The 18,146-nt window shown below is 63.9% G+C and carries 20 protein-coding genes and 1 tRNA gene; 10 read left to right on the forward strand and 11 right to left on the reverse strand.

The features are described 5' to 3' along the window. Positions 1-9 precede the first annotated feature (9 nt). Both ABD928_RS03425 and rsmD read left to right on the forward strand, forming a co-directional pair. Positions 10-786 (forward strand): pseudouridine synthase, encoded by a 777-nt coding sequence (locus ABD928_RS03425; protein ID WP_345166102.1) that lies wholly within the window; start codon positions 10-12, stop codon positions 784-786. After that, positions 783-1,322 (forward strand): 16S rRNA (guanine(966)-N(2))-methyltransferase RsmD, encoded by a 540-nt coding sequence (rsmD, locus tag ABD928_RS03430; protein WP_187714433.1) that lies wholly within the window; start codon positions 783-785, stop codon positions 1,320-1,322. Before ABD928_RS03425 ends, rsmD begins: the two co-directional genes overlap by 4 nt. Here the strand turns inward: rsmD and ABD928_RS03435 are convergent. Together ABD928_RS03435 and ABD928_RS03440 are read right to left on the reverse strand one after the other, a co-directional pair. Continuing rightward, entirely contained in the window at positions 1,300-1,683 is a 384-nt protein-coding gene (locus tag ABD928_RS03435) for a hypothetical protein (RefSeq protein WP_187714434.1), read from the reverse strand. The genes rsmD and ABD928_RS03435 overlap by 23 nt on opposite strands. Positions 1,684-1,707: 24 nt before the next feature. Next, positions 1,708-2,298 (reverse strand): SOS response-associated peptidase, encoded by a 591-nt coding sequence (locus ABD928_RS03440; RefSeq protein WP_345166106.1) that lies wholly within the window; start codon positions 2,296-2,298, stop codon positions 1,708-1,710. 125 nt (positions 2,299-2,423) lie between these two features. Here ABD928_RS03440 and ABD928_RS03445 point away from each other — a divergent pair, with 125 nt between their 5' ends. Both ABD928_RS03445 and ABD928_RS03450 read left to right on the forward strand, forming a co-directional pair. Beyond that, positions 2,424-2,723: a glycine zipper 2TM domain-containing protein gene (locus ABD928_RS03445; protein WP_187714436.1), complete on the forward strand. Its 300-nt coding sequence runs from the start codon at positions 2,424-2,426 to the stop codon at positions 2,721-2,723. Positions 2,724-2,843: 120 nt separating this feature from the next. Then, entirely contained in the window at positions 2,844-3,950 is a 1,107-nt protein-coding gene (locus tag ABD928_RS03450) for a hypothetical protein (RefSeq protein WP_345166110.1), read from the forward strand. On the opposite strand, the gene ABD928_RS03455 is transcribed toward ABD928_RS03450, so the two are convergent. Beyond that, a complete protein-coding gene (locus ABD928_RS03455) occupies positions 3,928-4,272 on the reverse strand; it encodes a DUF2794 domain-containing protein (protein WP_345166113.1) in 345 nt (114 codons plus the stop codon). The genes ABD928_RS03450 and ABD928_RS03455 overlap by 23 nt on opposite strands. Next, complete coding sequence (cysE, locus tag ABD928_RS03460) at positions 4,269-4,976, reverse strand: serine O-acetyltransferase (RefSeq protein ID WP_345166116.1); 708 nt, start codon at positions 4,974-4,976, stop codon at positions 4,269-4,271. The genes ABD928_RS03455 and cysE overlap by 4 nt, the downstream gene beginning before the upstream one ends. Before the next feature lie 125 nt (positions 4,977-5,101). Here cysE and ABD928_RS03465 point away from each other — a divergent pair, with 125 nt between their 5' ends. From ABD928_RS03465 to ABD928_RS03480, 4 genes are read left to right on the forward strand one after another with little or no spacing between them, the layout of a single operon-like run. Then, on the forward strand, positions 5,102-5,866 hold the full coding sequence (locus ABD928_RS03465) for a sulfite exporter TauE/SafE family protein (RefSeq protein WP_345170137.1): 765 nt from the start codon (positions 5,102-5,104) through the stop codon (positions 5,864-5,866). 11 nt (positions 5,867-5,877) lie between these two features. Next, a complete protein-coding gene (locus tag ABD928_RS03470) occupies positions 5,878-6,126 on the forward strand; it encodes a hypothetical protein (protein ID WP_187715959.1) in 249 nt (82 codons plus the stop codon). A 1-nt stretch (position 6,127) separates the two neighbouring features. After that, positions 6,128-6,352: an ester cyclase gene (locus ABD928_RS03475; protein WP_345166119.1), complete on the forward strand. Its 225-nt coding sequence runs from the start codon at positions 6,128-6,130 to the stop codon at positions 6,350-6,352. 49 nt (positions 6,353-6,401) lie between these two features. Then, positions 6,402-7,358: a hydrogen peroxide-inducible genes activator gene (locus tag ABD928_RS03480; RefSeq protein WP_345166122.1), complete on the forward strand. Its 957-nt coding sequence runs from the start codon at positions 6,402-6,404 to the stop codon at positions 7,356-7,358. 77 nt (positions 7,359-7,435) lie between these two features. On the opposite strand, the gene katG is transcribed toward ABD928_RS03480, so the two are convergent. Both katG and pgsA read right to left on the reverse strand, forming a co-directional pair. After that, positions 7,436-9,640, reverse strand: a complete 2,205-nt coding sequence (gene katG / locus ABD928_RS03485) for a catalase/peroxidase HPI (protein WP_345166125.1) — start codon at positions 9,638-9,640, stop codon at positions 7,436-7,438. 239 nt (positions 9,641-9,879) lie between these two features. After that, entirely contained in the window at positions 9,880-10,449 is a 570-nt protein-coding gene (gene pgsA, locus ABD928_RS03490) for a CDP-diacylglycerol--glycerol-3-phosphate 3-phosphatidyltransferase (protein ID WP_345166129.1), read from the reverse strand. A gap of 340 nt (positions 10,450-10,789) precedes the next feature. Between pgsA and ABD928_RS03495 the strand changes: the two genes are divergently transcribed. After that, positions 10,790-11,959, forward strand: a complete 1,170-nt coding sequence (locus ABD928_RS03495; RefSeq protein WP_345166133.1) for an alpha/beta hydrolase — start codon at positions 10,790-10,792, stop codon at positions 11,957-11,959. 181 nt (positions 11,960-12,140) lie between these two features. Next, positions 12,141-13,454, forward strand: coding sequence for an MFS transporter (locus ABD928_RS03500; protein WP_345166136.1), 1,314 nt, complete (start codon positions 12,141-12,143; stop codon positions 13,452-13,454). Positions 13,455-13,464: 10 nt separating this feature from the next. Here ABD928_RS03500 and ABD928_RS03505 read toward each other — a convergent pair whose 3' ends face one another. The 5 genes from ABD928_RS03505 to rpsA form a co-directional block, all read right to left on the reverse strand. Beyond that, the gene (locus ABD928_RS03505) at positions 13,465-13,638 is read right to left on the reverse strand and encodes a hypothetical protein (protein ID WP_187714440.1); all 174 of its coding nucleotides are present in this window, start codon (positions 13,636-13,638) and stop codon (positions 13,465-13,467) included. A gap of 102 nt (positions 13,639-13,740) precedes the next feature. After that, positions 13,741-15,348, reverse strand: a complete 1,608-nt coding sequence (locus ABD928_RS03510) for a putative bifunctional diguanylate cyclase/phosphodiesterase (RefSeq protein WP_345166140.1) — start codon at positions 15,346-15,348, stop codon at positions 13,741-13,743. Between the two features lie 107 nt (positions 15,349-15,455). Beyond that, positions 15,456-15,542: transfer RNA gene (locus ABD928_RS03515), tRNA-Leu, on the reverse strand. Between the two features lie 34 nt (positions 15,543-15,576). Next, positions 15,577-15,873: an integration host factor subunit beta gene (locus tag ABD928_RS03520; RefSeq protein ID WP_187714442.1), complete on the reverse strand. Its 297-nt coding sequence runs from the start codon at positions 15,871-15,873 to the stop codon at positions 15,577-15,579. Positions 15,874-15,979: 106 nt separating this feature from the next. Continuing rightward, positions 15,980-17,713 carry a 30S ribosomal protein S1 gene (gene rpsA, locus ABD928_RS03525; protein WP_187714443.1) on the reverse strand — a complete coding sequence of 578 codons (1,734 nt, stop codon included), beginning with the start codon at positions 17,711-17,713 and terminating at the stop codon, positions 15,980-15,982. Positions 17,714-18,146 lie beyond the last annotated feature (433 nt).

Consider the following 18,146-nt stretch of genomic DNA (forward strand, 5'->3'; position numbering starts at 1 on the left):
CGAAAACCTGTGCCGCGGCACCGCCCGCGCAACAGCAGTTTTTCAGCCGCCCCGCCACCGCGCGAGAGCGGACCACAGCGTATTGCAAAGTTGCTGGCTCGCGCCGGCGTCGCATCTCGACGCAATGTCGAGCGGATGATCGCCGAAGGCCGCATCGCCATCAATGGCGAGAAGCTCACCACCCCGGCGACCTTGCTGACCGATCTTGCCGGCGTCACGGTTGACGGGAAGCCGGTTCGGCCGGCCGCGGCCACGCGGCTGTTCCGCTTCTACAAACCGCCCGGGACGATCACCGCGATCAGGGACCCGAAGGGCCGCGCCACCATCTACGACAAGCTTCCGCCCGGCCTTCCGCGCGTGATGCCGGTCGGCCGCCTCGACTTCATGACCGAGGGCCTGCTGCTGCTTACCAACGACGGCGAATGGAAGCGCAAGCTGGAGCTGCCGAGCACTGCCGTTGTCCGCCAGTATCGCGCGCGTGCCTTTGGTCATGTCACCCAGGCGCAGCTAGATCGGCTGGCGGAGGGCATCACGATCGAAGGCATTCACTATGGCTCGATCATCGCCAACCTCGAGCGGCGCACAAGCCGAAACTTCTGGATCGAGCTCAGCCTGACCGAGGGCAAGAACCGCGAAGTTCGCCGTGTCCTCGCCCATCTCGGCTTGCAAGTCTCCCGGCTGATCCGGACCGCCTACGGACCGCTCACGCTCGAAGGCTTGGAGCCCGGCGATGCCGACGAAGTACGCCAGGCCGACCTCGACGCGTTCCGGTCCTCGCTGAAGTGAGGATCATCGCCGGCCAGTTTCGCGGCCGGCCGTTGCAGGCTCCTGCTGGCTCCGAGACGCGCCCGACGGCCGATCGCGTCCGCGAAGCCCTGTTTTCCATGCTGGCGAGCAGGCTCGGGTCGTTCGAGGGGCTGCGGGTCGCCGACCTTTACGCGGGGAGCGGAGCCCTCGGTCTCGAGGCGGTCTCCCGCGGCGCAGCCCATGCGACGTTTGTTGAGAACGATCCTCGAGCCCGGGCCGCCATCAAGGCCAATGCCGAAAAGCTCGGCGTCGCGGACCAAGTTCGAGTCATCGGTGGCTCCGCACTTGCCTTGCCTCGCGCGGAGCTTTTCGATTTGGTTTTCGCCGATCCGCCCTACGCGGCCGGCTCAGGGACCTCAGCGCTGAAAGCCGTAAGGCAGGCCGAATGGCTTGCCCCCGGCGGTTGGATGGCGATCGAGACCGACCGGAAAGAAGCCGTCGATTCCGACGACTACGACATCGAGGCTGAGCGCGAGATCGCCCGCGCGCGGATTACGCTTGTGCGCCGCTCTTAGCCTGCCGCTCCTCGCCGGCGCGCTTCGAAGCTTCGCGGATCTCGTCGATTTCGGTTGCAAGCCGACGCCCGACCGCAGCCGCAGCCGCCTTGCCTGCCGCCTTCAGCGTCCGCTTGTTCGTGCCGACCGCGCCTTCGGTACGGCCTGATCGGGACTCGGTGATGGCCGCCAGCGCCGCTGTGGCACCAACCGCCAGCAGGTCGATGACCAATGGGCTTTGAAGCAGCTTGACCAGTGCATCGACGGGGTCGCTCTTCGACGACGACTTCGACTTGCCGCCGCCGCCGGACCCGCTCGAACTGCTTCTCCGAACTGCCTTACCCGTCGTGTTCGCGGCCTTTGCCGTCGCTTTCTTCGCCATAACGCCAAATCTCCTTTGGTCGGCTCAACCCACACGCTGCATCAATGTATCCTCGAACGGGCGCGCGAGCGCGCAGGCATTCTCGCGCGTGCTGTCCAGCCAGGTCGAGACGTCGCCCGGCCGAAGCATCACCGGCATCGCCTTGGGATGAACCTCGCCGACGATCGTGTTCGCCTCACAGGTCAGGAACGCCATGAACGGCCCGCCCTCGCCCGGCCGCCACAGCCCCGCGAAGGCGAACAGGGGGGACTCATGCACATCGGTCAGGCCGAACCAAACCTTCTGCTTCCGCCCCACTTCTCCGGTCCATTCGCAGAACTTGGTAACGGGGACGATGCATCGGCGCGCGGGCTGCTGGAGCGCGTTGCGCCAGAATGGGCTGGCGAGATTGCGGATGTTGGTAATCGCCCGCGATCCGGCCGCCTGGGGCCCCGGAAAGCCCCATTTCATGTGCTCCAGCTTCAGGCCGCCATTCTCATTGCGGCGAAGAACGGGCGCAAGCTGGCCCGGGTAGATTTCGTCGAACGGCGGGAGATTGGTCGTATCGCCGTCGAACGACCCGAAGATTCGACGGAGTTCATCCACAGTCGCCGTCATCGTGTAAAGGTTACACATACTGTTTCAGCACCGTATCGGCCTCCCGCAACCGTTCGTCGTTAACAGGCCGCGCGGCGTTGAACATAGTCTCGTCCGCTTCGCTCCGATGAGCAAATCTGCTTGCATCATCTGGAGGGAGTAACATGCGTAACCTGTTTCTTGCTGCCGCGGCCGCGTCGATGGTCGTGCCGGTGGCGACCGCGACGCCTGCTCAGGCGCGCAGCACTTATTACAAGGGCAAGATCTGGAAGGACTCCGAAGGCCGGTACCGCTGCAAGCGGTCGAACGGCACGACGGGCCTTATTGTCGGCGCCGCGGGAGGCGCCCTCGTCGGGCGCGCCATCGACACGCATGGCGAGCGCGCGACCGGGACCATTCTCGGGGCTGCCGCCGGTGCACTGCTCGGCCGAAGCATCGATCGCAGCCGGGTGCGCTGCCGCTAATCCCGATTACCCGGCCGGCGCCAGTCCCCCCGGATATCCCCCGGCGCCGGCCACCCCCCTTCACTGTATTGACACACTAACACAGCTAGGCGTATCCTCCACGCATCAGGGAGGACAGGTATGTACAGCCAAAATGAGATCGACGAGGCGGTATCCGCCGGTGCGATCACCCCGGAAGCTGCAGGCGCATTGCGCTCGTTCGTCGAAGGACAGCGCTCGCTGCCGACTCAGGACGAAGAACAATTCCGCCTGATCACAGGCTTCAACGATATCTTCGTGTCGATCGCCGCGGCGATCCTGTTGTTCGCGGTCGGCTGGATCGGCCAGTGGATCGGCGAGCGTGCCGGCACGGGGATCGATCATGGTCCGTCGTTCCTGGCCCCGGCGGCCGTCGCAGCGGTGAGCTGGTCTCTCGCGCTTTTCTTCACTGCCAGGCGCCGGATGGCCTTGCCGTCTATCCTTCTGCTCCTCGCCTTCGTGGGCGGCGTTCTGCTGACGTCGGCATTCGTGATGGTGTTCGCGATCGGGCCCAGCGCGTTCGAGAATAACCCGCAGCTTGGGGGTGTCATCGGCGCGCTGTCCGCCGCCATCGCCGCAGCCGGAGCCTGGCTCCACTGGCGCCGTTTCCACGTCCCCATCACCGTTGCCGCTGGCGCGGCATCCATCGCCGCCATCGCGGTCGGCCTGCTGGTCGCCGCTCTCGGCGCCAACGTGGAGGACGCTAAGAACGTGATCCTCGGCTTCGTGCTCCTGCTCGGCATCGGCACATTCCTGTTCGCGATGTGGTGGGACGGCTCGGACCGTGCGCGCATCACCCGCCGCTCGGACGTCGCCTTTTGGCTTCACCTGCTGGCAGCGCCGATGATCGTGCACCCGGTCTTCACTCTGCTCGGACTCAACGATGGCAATGCGACCATGGGCGAAGGCCTGGTCGTCGTGCTGCTCTACATCGCGCTCGGCGTCACTGCGCTTGCGATCGACCGCCGCGCGCTGCTGGTGTCGGCGCTCGCCTACGTCCTGTTCGCGATGCAGCAGTTGTTCCGTGAGTTCGGAGCGGTCGAGCTCAACATTGCGCTGACCGGCCTCATCATCGGTTCCGCGCTGCTGATGCTCTCAGCCTTTTGGCACCAGGCCCGGGCCCTCATCGTCCGGCCGCTTCCCGAAGGGTTGCGCGACCGGTTGCCGCTGCTCGACCGGGCCTCGGCTATTCCTCAACCAGCCGCATGAGGCGACGCTCGATCGGGGCCAGGATGCCGTGAAGCTCCTGGCCTCGCTTGAGCACCAGCCCATGCTCACTGACCAAGGCAAACGCCCCCTGCTTCAACCGAAGCGCGGGGCGTTTCTCTATGCGGATCTCCGGCCGCTCCGACGTACGCCGGAAGGCGGCGAACACTGCGACGTCGACGCCCATGTGGATGGCGTAATCGCGCCAGTGCCCGGCAGCCACCATCCGCCCATAAAGGTCGAGAATGCGCTTGATCTCGAGGCGATCGAACGTGGCAATTGGGCGCCGGTCCCGAGGGTTCGGGAACGGCGCGATGACGCTCAAGCGCTTTTGGCCCTTGGCGCGGGCTGGCGCGCAGCTTTCAGCGCGGCGACCTCTTTGCGCAGCTCGGCGATCTCGTCCTCAAGCTCGTTGAGTCGGGCACGGCCCGGATCGCAATCCTCTCCGCACGGAGTACCGTAGGCGACGAAGCCGGGGCTATAATGCACCGTGTCGATCGGCACCGGCCGCGCGGGAATGCCAACGACGGTCGCCCCCGAAGGAACGTCCTTGGTGACCACGGAGTTGGCGCCGATTTTTGCGCCCGCGCCGACCTCGATCGGTCCGAGCACTTGCGCGCCCGAGCCAATGACCACGCCGTCACGAATCGTCGGGTGGCGCTTGCCGCCCGCGCCGGTTGAGGGGTTGGTGCCGCCCAAGGTCACGCTCTGGTAGATGGTGACGTTGTCGCCGATCTCGGCGGTCTCGCCGATCACTGTGAAGCCATGATCGATGAAGAAATTACGACCGATCTTCGCACCCGGATGAATGTCGATCGCGGTCAGAAAACGGGCAATATGGTTCACAAGACGCGCCGGGAAATAGAGTTGCCCCTCCCAGAGCCAATGGCCCAGGCGGTGAAACGCAAGGGCGATGACGCCGGGGTAAAGCAGGACTTCCCAGCGTGATCGCGCGGCCGGGTCGCGGGCTTTCACCGATTCCAAATAGGCGCCGATGCCCGTGCGCGGGGCTGCTGTCGTCTCTTCCACCACGAGCACTAATTTAAGTGCGAGACGCCTCGAATGAAAGACGGGGCGCGTTGCGGCAGTGCAACATCCGCTTGCAGACGGACGGACTGTTCGCCAAACGCCAACGAAACGAGCCGGAGGTCGACATTCTCCAACACATCCTGGCAGATCCCCAAGCGCTTCTGATCTTTGCACTAATCGGGTTTTCAGCGCAGTTGGTCGATGGCGCGCTAGGCATGGCGTTCGGCCAGATTTCCAGCACGATCCTCATCAGCATCGGCGTGCCCCCCGCGGCTGCATCGGCCGGCGTCCATACTGCGGAGACGTTCACGACCGCGGTTTCCGCGATCAGTCACGTCGCCCACCGTAATGTCGATTGGAGCCTGTTTACCAGGCTCGCGATCCCCGGGGTGATTGGCGGCGTCCTCGGCGCCTATGTCCTCACCGCCGTTGATGCGTCCGCGGCCAAGCCCTTCGTGCTCGCTTATCTGACGTCTCTCGGCCTCTACCTTTTCTACCGCGGAATCATGCACCGCCACACGGAGCGCACTCCGAAGGTCGTGTCGCCGCTCGGTTTCATCGGCGGTTTCCTCGACGCGGCCGGCGGTGGCGGCTGGGGCGGGATCGTCACCTCCAACCTGCTCGTCCAGGGCAGCAACCCGCGCAAGACCATCGGCACGGTCAACACCGCCGAATTCTTCCTGACGGTGACCATCTCGGCGACCTTCATCGCCACGCTCGGCCTGAGGGCCTTCACGGTCGCGACCACAGGCCTGCTTCTGGGCGGCGTCCTGGCCGCACCGTTTGGCGCCTGGGTCGCCAAGCGGGTGAATCCGGATCTGCTGCTGACGTTTGTCGGCGCGCTACTCACCACCGTCAGTCTGTACGGGCTCTATCGCGCACTCATGTAAGGGAGGTCGGCATGGTTCGAAGGTCCCGCTCGGTCATCGCTTTGGCGCTTCTCTGCCTGCCGGCCACGGCCTGGGGCGGGACAGCCGAGAACAAGGCTCTGGCATCTCGTATCATCCTCGAGAAGATGGGCGAGGGCCGCTTTGACATCCAGCCGGAAATCTACGGGCCTGGTTTCGTCGCCCACGGTTTCGCGCGTGACTATACGCTCGCGGAGGACGAGGCTTCTGGACCAGCTAAGAGCGGCATTCCCCGACCTTGAAGTGAAGGTCGAGCGCATCATCGCCGAGGGCGATCTCGTCTCTCTGCACTGGAGCGCGGTGGGCACGAATACGGTCGCCGTTCCCGGCTTTCCGGGACAAGGCAAGAAAGTCGAAATAGACGGAATGAGCTTCTTCCGGTTCAAGGACGGGAAGATCGTCGAGGAATGGTCCACCTACGACAATCTGACGATCATGAAGCAATTGGGCTTGATGGGAGAGAAGTAGCTCTCATCGTGGGAGTCGCTTATAGCGTCGAGATTGATTGGAATTCTCGATGACTATCCATCTCCCCACGATCAAGCAGCTCCAATATCTCGTGGCACTTCGCCAGCACGGCCACTTCGGCAAGGCAGCCGAATCTTGCTTCGTGACCCAGTCGACGCTCTCCGCCGGCCTGCGCGAGCTGGAGAACCTCCTCGGTATCGTTCTGGTCGAGCGGACTCGCCGCGTGGTTCGCTTTACGCCGCTCGGCCTCAAGATCTCCGAAAAGGCCTTGCGCGTTCTTCGCGAAGCCGAGGAGCTGACCGACATGGCCCGAGCCGAAGGCAAGCCGCTCCACGGCGAACTCCGCATGGGGGTCATCCCGACCATCGCCCCATTCCTGCTGCCGGCGATGCTGCCGCGACTGCGTCGGCAATGGCCGAACCTGAAGCTGTTCCTGCGCGAGGAGACCAGCCAGGCCGCTTGCGACGCGCTCCATCGCGGCCAGCTCGATTGCGTCCTGCTGGCAATGCCCTTCCCCTGCGGCGACGTGGAGAAGGCGCAGCTGTTCGAAGACCGCCTGTTCGTTGCCTTCCCGCGCGGAGAAGCGCCGCCGGATACCAGTGTCGAGCCGCGAGCCATCGATGAGCAGCGCCTGCTCATGCTCGAGGATGGCCATTGCCTGAAGGATCATGCTCTGTCGGCCTGCAATCGACCGGAGATGCGGGCTGATGCCGCCATGATGGGGACGTCGCTGCACACGCTGGTGCAGATGGTGGACAATGGACTTGGGGTGACCTTTGTCCCCGGCATGGCGATCGATGCAGGGATTCTCGAAGGCACAGGCGTCGACGCCCGCCCACTCAGCTCGGATCACGGGTTTCGCCAGGTTGCGCTGATCTGGCGCCGCTCAAGCCCGCGCGAGGAGGAGTTCCGCCTGCTTGCCGACGCACTTCGCCAGATCGCCCACGACCTCAACCCAAGCCTGGGCACAAAAACGCCGGAAATCCGCGAGGTCGAGCTAGCCTGAAACGAAGCGGTCGCCACCACGGACTTGCGGGAAGTCCGTAGCAGCGACCGGCGCCGTCACTTGGTCAAGGCAGGCTCTTATTTGGGGGGGGCCTGCCCTGTCCCACGGCGATCGAGATCGAAGCGGTCGGCGTTCATCACCTTGGTCCAGGCCTTGATGAAGTCGCGGACGAACTTCGCCTCGCAGCCCTTCTCGGCATAGACCTCGGCGGTCGCGCGAAGCTGGCTGTTCGATCCGAAGATGAGGTCGGTTCGTGTGGCCCGCCACTTCTCCTGACGGCCGCCGCGGGTGTAGCCAATGAACAGCTCGTCGCTCGAAGGGTCGACGAGGTCCCAGAAGGTGTCGTTGTCGAGCAGATTGACGAAGAAGTCGTTGGTCAACTGTCCCTTGCGGTTGGTGAACACGCCCTCCGGCGCATCCTTGTAGTTGGCGCCGAGGACGCGGAGCCCGCCAAGCAGTACCGTCATTTCCGGTGCCGACAGGCCGAGCAGCGACGCCTTGTCGAGAAGCAATTCCTCGGTCTTCACGTTCTGGCGGGTCTTGAGGAAGTTCCGGAAGCCGTCGGCCTGCGGTTCCATCCACACGAAGCTGTCGACGTCGGTCCACTCCTGCGTCGCATCGCCGCGGCCGCCGGTGAACGGAACCGAGACGTCGAAGCCCGCGTCCTTTGCCGCCTTCTCGACTGCTGCCGAACCAGCAAGCACGATCGCGTCCGCAAGCGACATCGATCCCCGCAGCTCATTGAGCTTGGCGAGAACCTTTGCCAGTTCCTCCGGCTCATTGACCTGCCAGTCCTTCTGCGGGTCGAGCGCAATGCGCGCGCCGTTGGCGCCGCCGCGATGGTCAGACTTGCGGTAGGTCGAAGCCGAGGCCCAGGCCGTCTTGACCAGCTGCGAGACGGTAAGGCCGCTCGACAGCACCGCGGACTTGAACGCCGCGACGTCGGCATCCGACGGAACGGTGCCTTGCGGAACCGGGTCCTGCCAGATCAACGTCTCTTCCGGGACGTCCGGGCCGAGGTATCGAATCTTCGGTCCCATGTCGCGGTGGGTCAGCTTGAACCATGCGCGAGCGAAGGCATCGTCGAGCGCCGCCTGGTCGTCACGGAACCGCTCGGAGATGGCGCGGAACTCCGGATCCATCTTCAGCGCCATGTCGGCCGTCGTCATCATCGTCGGCACGCGCTTGGACGGGTCGCGAGCGTCGGGCGCCATGTCTTCCGGATCGGGATTGATCGGAGTCCACTGCTTGGCGCCGGCCGGGCTTTCGACCAGCTCATAGTCGTACTTGAACAGCAGGCGGAAATAGTCGCCGCCCCACTGGGTCGGGTTGTTCGACCATGCGCCTTCGATGCCCGACGTCGTGATGTGACCCTTGCCGATCTCGTCGTCGTCGGTGAGCCAGCCGAGGCCCTGAAGGTGAACCGACTCCGAGGCCGGATCCTTGCCGAAGCTCTCGGCGGGCTTGGCGCCGTGCGCCTTGCCGAACGCGTGGCCGCCGGCGGTCAGCGCAACCGTCTCTTCCGAATTCATCGCCATGCGCAGGAAGGTCGCCTTCATGTCGCGGGCCGACAGCAGCGGGTCCGGATTGCCGCCCGGGCCTTCCGGATTGACGTAGATGAGGCCCATCTGGATCGCCGCAAGCGGGCCTTCCAGCTCAGGCAGTTCCTCGGTGATCCGAGTCTTCGCACCCTGGTTGACCCAGATTTCCTCGGCGCCCCAGAAGGTGTCGCCTTCGGACTGGTAGACGTCCTTGCGGCCGCCGCCGAAGCCGAACACCGGGCCGCCCATGCTTTCGATGGCGACGTTACCGGCCAAAATGAACAGGTCGGCCCAGCTGATCGACGGGCCGTACTTCTGCTTGATCGGCCACAGCAGGCGCCGTGCCTTGTCGAGGTTGCCGTTGTCGGGCCAGCTGTTGAGCGGCTCGAACCGCTGCTGCCCGCTCGACGCACCGCCGCGGCCGTCGGTCACACGGTACGTGCCGGCCGCGTGCCAGGCCATACGGATCATGAACGGGCCATAGTGACCATAATCGGCCGGCCACCACGACTTGCTGTCGGTCATCAGCGCGGTGAGGTCCTGCTTCACCGCCTGGTAGTCGAGCTTGCTGAAGGCCTCGGCATAATCGAAGTCCTCGCCCATCGGGTCCGGCGAGACCCCATGCTGATGGAGCATGTCGACGGGCAGCGCTTCGGGCCACCAGTCGCGGTTGGTGCGGCCGAGAAGCGAGCGTGCCTTCGAAACCGGGCAACCGCCCATCGAACCCGTTTTGACGTCCATGATTCTGCACCTCTCCAAGCCTGGGAAATGCAGCCTCCTACTCGCGCGCGCTGAACGACAGAAACGATGAATCTTTGTCAGTATGCACGGGAAAATCGATTAGTGTCGAGCAACCGAGCACAGCGACGCCGACGCACAGCGTCGCCGGAGCAGTGCGAAGAGATTGCGAGAGCCGGCCAGCGGGCGCAGCCCGACCGACGTCACGGGATTTACTCCCGTGACGGTGAGCTTCCGCGACCTCAATCCATGTGCTTCAGGCCAACCCGCAGATAATCCCACCCGGTCACCAGCGTCAGCGCCGCTGCCGCCCACAGGCTTCCGATCCCGACCAAATGGATCCAGTGCTGCGCCGGGAAAGCCCCACCCAGAATCAGGGCCCCCAAGGCCACCAGCTGGAATGTCGTCTTCCACTTCGCGAGCGCACTGACCGGCACCAGCACCTTCAACTCGGCCAGGAACTCGCGCAGCCCCGAGACCATGATCTCGCGTAGCAGGATGATCAGCGCCGGAATGACGCTCCAGTCCTGGATGATCGGCGCATCGCCGTCGGCCTTCCGGCTCGCCATCAGCATGACCAGCACCGCCGCGACCATGATCTTGTCCGCGATCGGGTCGAGGAACTGCCCAAGCCGCGAAATCCGCCCCTGCGCCCGCGCAAGATATCCGTCGAAATAATCGGTGACCCCGACGATGCAGTAGAGCACGAACGTGATCGCATAATCCCACGGCGCCGGCTTCCACAGCAGGAACACCAGCAAGGGCACGGCAAAGATCCGCGACAGCGTGAGTAGGTTCGGAACGCTCAGCATGCTGAGACCGCTCTACGCAAAGCGCCATCCAAGCAAAAGACGGCAGCGGGAGAATGTCCGCTTTCGACCCAAACCTGTCGCTAGGCCTTCGACCCGTTGCGGCCATTCAAACCGGGGTTAGATTGCAGGCGGTTTAGTCGGAGGGGAGACTTCCATGCTTGGCTTAATCGCTGCGGCACTCACGGCTGCAAGCAGTCCGTCTTTCGTGGTCAAGCCCTGTCTCGACGTATCACTGGTGTCCCGTGCCCGATGCGGGACTGTGATGGTTCCAGAGGATCGCTCGCGTCGTTCAGGCCGTCAAATTGGACTAAACTTGATCGTGATCTCGGCGGCAAAGCCCTTGAAGCAACCTCAGGCGCTTTTCGACCTCGATGGTGGCCCGGGCCTCGCCGACACTAAGAATGCCGGCTTTTATCTGACCGACGGAACGGCATACGCTGAGACACGCGATATCGTTCTCATCGATCAGCGCGGCACAGGCGGTTCGAATCCGCTGGACTGCCCGGAGTTTGACGCACCCGACAAGGCGCTTCAGCCGATGTTTCCAGTGGCGGCGGTTCAGTCCTGCCGGGCCAGGCTGAGCAGGAGCGCGGACCTTACACGCTACACGACCGATGATGCCGTGGCCGACCTCGATGATGTGCGTCGGGCGCTCGGCTACGCCAAGATTGATCTGTTCGCCTTGTCCTACGGAACCACGCTTGCCCTGCGATATGTGCAGCGCCACGAAAACCGAGTCCGGAGCGCCGTTCTCTTGTCTGCTGTTCCGCCTTCAGCCATGCCGCCCCGGCACCACGCCACAGCTGCCCAACCCGCGCTCGACCAATTGATTGCTGATTGCGCGGCGGATGCGTCGTGTTCGAGCCGCTATCCGAATTTGAGAGCAAGGCTGAAAGAGGCTTTGGACAAGCTTCAAATCTCGGCGAAGGTCACGCCGTCGGTAGCGATGGAGCGCCTGCGGACGAAGCTCTACTCGCCGGGCGGAGCGCGTAGCGAACCGAACCTAATCGATCGTCTTGCGAAAGGCGACATTTCCGTTCTCTGGTCCGAAAACGAGCGAGCCGGCTTCAATTACTTCGACGGCGTGTATCTGACCATCACTTGCTCGGAGAGCCTGCCCTTTTTCGACGAAACCGAAGCAAGGAAAAACGCGCAGAAGACAGTGTTCGGCGATTATCGCCTGACCCGCCAGCGTGAGGCGTGCGCGAATTGGCCACGGGCTCAGGTCAAGAATGACTTTTTCGAGCCGGTGCGAGCGCGGGTACCTGTGCTTTTCCTTTCGGGTAACCGCGACCCAGTCACGCCCGGGAAATGGGCTGAGGAAGCCGCCCAGGGCCTACCAAACTCTCGGCTCATCGTCATTACTTGGGCGGGACATATTGTGGACGGCCTTACGGGCCTCGACAGTTGCTTCGATCCCCAGGTCGTGCGCTTTCTTGAAACCGCCGATCCCAAGTCGGTGGATGATCGATGCTTTGCATCAATGATGCCGCCGCCGTTCAAGATGTAGCTAACGGTCGGGTATCAGCTTTCCACCCGTTGCTGCCTCCATCGTCGCCCGAGTCGATTCCCGCCCCCGTCGTACGATAGTCGATCCGGCGCTTGTCCCCGTAGCTTTACCCGCTAAGGGTTGAGCCACCGAGGCGGCGCAGGACGGCAAGCTTGTTTCTGAGTTCATATTCGGCGGGCTGATGCAGGATTCCCTTCATCTGTTGCGCACACGGCGGTTCCTGCCGATCTTCACGACGCAATTCCTCGGCGCTTTCAACGACAATCTCTTCCGCACCGCGATGGTGCTGCTGGTGATTTACGGCATCTACGGCGATGCCGAGCAGGAGGCGGCGTTCAGCGCGATCGCCGGCGGGCTGTTCATCCTCCCCTTCTTCCTCCTCTCGGCGCTGTCGGGCCAGCTGGCCGACGCCATGGACAAGGCCAGGATTGTCCGCATCGTGAAAAGCGCGGAGATCGGGATCATGATCTTCGGTGCCGCGGGTCTGCTTCTGCAGAATACGGCGCTGATGCTGATCGCGCTGACCGCCATGGGCGTCCACTCGACCTTTTTCGGCCCGATCAAGTACGCGATCCTGCCACAGCACCTGACCAAGGATGAGGTGCTCGGCGGAACCGGGCTAGTCGAGGCGGGCACCTATATCGCGATCCTCGGCGGGACGATTCTCGGGGGGCTTCTCGTGCTGCAGCGGCCGGACGGCAGCTATCACGCCGAATGGGCCGCGGTCGGCGTCCTGGTGGTTGCCTTGATTGGCCGCATCGCGGGCGGCTTCGTCCCGCCTGCGCCGCCGGCCGACGATGCCGAAATTCCCGGATACCCGCACCGCGGCATGGATTGGCACATCGTGCGCGCCTCCATCACTTTGGTCAGCGCGACCCTGCACGTCCGCCGCCTGTTCCTCGCCATCCTGTCGATCAGCTTCTTCTGGGCGATGGGCGCAGTTCTGGCCGCACAATTCCCGCCGCTGGTGAAGAACGTGCTCTTTGCCGACCAAAGCGTCGCGACCCTGTTCCTCGCCGTCTTCTCGGTCGGCGTCGCCATCGGCTCGGTTGCGATCAACCGCATGCTGAAGGGCAACGTCTCGGCCCGCTTCGCCCCGTCATCGGCTCTACTGATGGGGATCTTCGTCCTGCTGCTCTACTGGTTGACCAAGGACTGGACGCCTCCGGGAACGGAACTTGTCGACGTCCGCGAATTCCTCCGTCACCCGCTCGGATGGGCGGTCGTGCTCGACCTCCTCGGCGTTGCGATCGCCGGTGGCATGTTCGTGGTGCCGCTCTACGCCTTCCTGACAACGACGGTGCCGAAGTCCGAAACTGCGCGGACCGTGGCTGCGAACAATATCGTCAATTCAGGAGCGATGGTGCTGGCGACGCTGATCCTGACCGGGCTCGTGCTCGTCGGCGTGTCGGTCGCGGAGACCTTGTTCCTGGTCGCCGTGGCAAGCGTGATTGCGGCCTGGCTAGGCTGGAAGCTTCACCTCGCCTGCAACTAGGACAGGCTGGCTAGAAGATCAGGACGGACACGAACACGAAGCCGACCGCAAAGGTCGAAGCGAACAGCTTGACGTCGTCGCTGACCGAAAAGCCGGCTCGATCGGCCGAACCCAGCAAGAAGCCGGGAATGCGCTTTCCGAACAGCCGCGGATCGATGGCAACTACAGGACGATTCATACGCATGTGCATTTCTTAAGATGCTTTTAACCATGCGTACAACGTCACAAAATAGGGATACGCTCCCGACGTCTCGGAACGGGACGGAGCTCAGTCGGGAATGAAGGTTTACGCGGCGCGCGAGGAGTTTTGCGCGGAACGCTCGGCAGACTGCGATTTGCGGCTGATCAGCTGGGCCGCCTGGTCGGCCTCCATCGGCTTGCCGAAGTACCAGCCCTGACCGCTCGAACAGCCGATGGCGAGGACCGCGGCATGCGCCGCCTCGCTCTCGATCCCTTCGACCAGGATCGGCACCTCAAGCGCGTCGGCCAGTGTCGCGACGGCGCGCACGATTGCGGCGCTTTGACCGCTCTCGTGGATGTTGGTGATGAACGACCGGTCGATCTTGATGATGTCGAACGGCAGCTGGCGCAGATGCGACAGCGACGAGAAACCGGTGCCGAAATCGTCGAGCGCCAGGCGGATGCCCTGGTTCTTCAGGCTGGCGATGATGTTTCGCGCGAGGTCGATGTCACCAAACAGAGAGCTCTCGGTGATTTCGACCACCAGGCGGTCGGCAGGGAACGCCGTCTCGGTCAGGATGCGGACGATCCGCTCGGCCAGCCAGCCGTCGGAGAACTGCGTCGGCGAGATGTTGACGGAAATCTTGATCGACGGGTCCCAGTCGCGAGTAGCGACCAGAGCGGCGCGGATCACCTGTTCCGACAGGCGATCCATCACGCCGATTTCCTCGGCGATCGGAATGAAGCGGTCGGGCGGGATGATCCCGGCCAATGGGTGGCGCCAGCGGGCCAGCACCTCGAAACCGGTGATCTCGCCCGTGCACAGGTCCACCTGCGGCTCAAAGAAGGGCAGGAACTGCTCGTGCTCCAGGCCGAAGCGGATGCCCTGCTCGATCTCGCCATGCTGGAGCAATGCGCGTTCCATCGCCGCATCGAACCAGATCGGGCGGACGGTGCGGCCGGTCTTGGCGTGATCGAGCGCAATGTCGGCCCGCCGCAGGAGGTCGGGCACGCGAACTTCGCCAGCCGGCGCGACAGCCATTCCCGCAAAGGCCCCGACCTGGATCATCTTGCCGTCGATTTCGAACGGCCGCGTCGCCAGCTTGAGCAAGGTCTCGATCTGCTTCTCCGCGCCAGGATGCTCATCATGCTCCAGCGTTCGCGCAATCGCGAACTCGTCCCCGCCCATTCTGCCGACGACGGCACCCTCGCCGGCATGCTCGAGGATGGTCACGGCAATGCCGCGAAGCATGGCATCGCCGGTGTCGAACCCGTGGCGGTCGTAAACGGCGCGGAAGCGATGGAGCTGTACCGACGAAATCAGCAGGGCCGCGCCATCGGCGTCCGCCCTTTGGCGAAGGTCCTCGACACTGTCGGCAAAGCCCTTGCGGTTCAGGAGCCCAGTGACGGGATCCGTCGTTGCGGCGATTGCGGCGCGACGCTCGCCTTCGATCCGGCGCTCAGTTTCATGCTGAAGGTCGACGTAGCGGCGCCATCCAAACAGGATCAGCGCCACGTTCAGAGTCATGGCGATGGCCGCGACCTGCGCTCCGGGGCCGATGACGGCCTGCGCGTCGGCCAGCCGGCGGAAGAAGTCGGTCCCGTTCCCGATAAGCAGGATGACGGCCGCGATGACCGTCCCCAGCACGACCCAATCGTGCCGCGAACTCTCGAGCGGAGAACCGCGCTGGAATTTAAACAGCCCCTTGACCACGACCGTTTCAATACCGGCACAAGATTAATAATTTGCGCGAAGATCCGGAGTGAAACCGGTTCAGCAGCGCGATGCTCGGCATGCCGAGGCAAGCCTGTGCCCGATATTGGTGCGGACGGTGGGAATCGAACCCACACTCCCGTTACGGGAAGAGGATTTTAAGTCCCCAGCGTCTACCGTTCCGCCACGTCCGCTTGTGCCAGCCGCAGCGACGGTAGTGCGCCCCGGCTATTCGGCAGTCACCTCGCCTAAGTTCAGCCGCTCGCGCATTTCCTTGCCCGGCTTGAAATAGGGCACGCGCTTGGCGTTGACCGACACCGGATCGCCGGTGCGCGGATTGCGGCCGACGCGCGCGTCGCGCTGGCGTGTCGAGAACGCACCGAAGCCGCGCAGCTCGACCCGGCCGCCCGTGGCCAATTGCTCTGTAATGGAATCGAAAAGCGCCCCGACCACGCTTTCCACCTCACGCTGGGTAAGGTCGGGAAAATCCCCGCACAATTTCTGCACCAATTCCGAACGGATCATCTCATCCCCGCAGACACACTCATGATTGACGCCTCTCCCCCAAGAAGCGCTGTCAAGCTGTCAGAAAGGCTACGGCGGCGCAAGTGCCGCCGTAGCTTACACCTGCCTACTTTTTCTTCGTGGCCTTCTTCTCGGTTTCGGCCTGCTTTTCCTTCAGCGCCGCACCGAGGATGTCGCCGAGCGAAGCGCCCGAATCCGACGATCCGTACTGCGCCACGGCCTGCTTCTCTTCGGCGATCTGAAGCGCCTTGATCGAGAAGTTCGGCTTCTTCGACCGGTCGAGGCCGGTGATCATCGCGTCGAACTTCTGGCCGACCTGGAAGCGCTCCGGACGCTGCTCGTCGCGGTCGCGACCAAGGTCGGTGCGCTTGAGGAAGCCCGAAGCGCCGCCATCGGCGATCTGAACTTCCAGGCCGCCGTCCTTCACCTCGAGGACCTCGACGGTGACGATCTCGCCCTTCTTGCCGCCGGCAGCGCCTGCCGAGCCGGCCGAAACGCCGCCACGCTCAAGCTGCTTGATGCCAAGGCTGATGCGCTCCTTCTCGACGTCGACGTCGAGCACCTGCGCCTGGACGGTCTCGCCCTTGCGATGCAGGTTGAGCGCGTCCTCGCCCGACACGCCCCAGGCGATGTCCGACATGTGGACCATGCCGTCGACGTCGCCTTCGAGGCCGACGAACAGGCCGAACTCGGTCGAGTTCTTGACTTCGCCCTCGACGGTCGAACCGACCGGGTGAGCTTCGGCGAAGGCTTCCCACGGATTGGCTTGGGCCTGCTTGAGGCCGAGCGAAATCCGGCGCTTCTCCTGGTCGACCTCGAGCACCTTCACTTCCACTTCCTGCGAAGTGGAGACGATCTTGCCCGGGTGGACGTTCTTCTTCGTCCAGCTCATCTCGGAAACGTGGACGAGGCCCTCGATGCCGGCTTCGAGCTCAACGAAAGCACCATATTCGGTGATGTTCGTCACACGGCCCTGGAACACGCCGCCGACCGGATACTTGGCCGCTGCGCCTTCCCACGGATCGGTCTCGAGCTGCTTCATGCCGAGGCTGATGCGCTGCGTTTCCTTGTTGATGCGGATGATCTGCACCTTCACGGTGTCGCCGATGTTCAGCACCTCGCTCGGGTGGTTGACCCGCTTGTAGCTGATGTCGGTGACGTGCAGCAGGCCGTCGATGCCGCCGAGATCCACGAACGCACCGTAATCGGTGATGTTCTTGACCACGCCGTCGATGACCTGGCCCTCGGCCAGCGACTGGATGAGGCCGCTGCGCTGCTCGGCGCGGGTCTCTTCCAGGATGGCGCGGCGCGACACGACGATATTGCCGCGGCGGCGGTCCATCTTCAGCACGACGAACGGCTGCGCGATTTCCATCAGCGGGCCGACGTCGCGGACCGGGCGGATGTCCACCTGCGAGCCCGGAAGGAAGGCCACGGCGCCGCCGAGGTCGACCGTGAAGCCGCCCTTCACGCGGCCGAAGATCACGCCTTCGACGCGGTTGCCGGCTTCGAATTCCTTTTCGAGCTTGTCCCACGCGGCTTCGCGGCGAGCGCGGTCGCGCGACAGCATCGCCTCGCCCTGCGAATTCTCGACGCGGTCGACGAACACTTCGACGGTATCGCCGACGGAAATTTCTGCCTTGTGGCCCGGGGCTGCGAATTCGCGCAGCGGCACTCGGCCTTCGGATTTGAGGCCCACGTCGATCACCGCGAGATCATTCTCGATCGCGGTCACGGTGCCCTTGACGACCTTGCCCTCGAAAGCCTCGTTCTCACCGCCCAAGGACTTGTTGAGGAGATCCGCGAAATCGTCGCGGGTCGGAAATGCCGTGGTTGCCATAAACTCGTGTGTCTTTCAGTATTCGGCCTGCCGCGGAGCGCGCCACCATGGCGAGCCTTCACATGCGGACCTGGTTCAATGCACTGCCGCCCCGGGCTCATCCCGAGGTGGCGTCCTCAAGGTCGGTTTCGTCCGGGCAGCCCATCCAAGCAAAAAGCGAGTTCCGGTGCCGGATCAGCCGGTACACCGCACGCGCTCGCCAATTGAGACGGGCTGTCCAGAGGGGATCACCGCCCGCCGGACGGCTGCGCCCTTAGACTAGAGGGGCGTTAGGAGCAAGGTGCGTGGAAAAGCTAGTGGCAGCTTTCGACCCATTCCTGCCACGAACAAATTGCCCTTTGGAGCCATCACGGGAGTTAATCCCGTGATGTCGGACGCATCTCGCGGCTTAGGCCCTCCGGATCAAGTCCGAGGCGCGCGCCGGCCCGCCTGT

The sequence above is a fragment of the Sphingomonas daechungensis genome (assembly GCF_039543105.1).
In the GTDB taxonomy this organism is placed as follows: Bacteria; Pseudomonadota; Alphaproteobacteria; order Sphingomonadales; family Sphingomonadaceae; genus Sphingomicrobium; species Sphingomicrobium daechungense.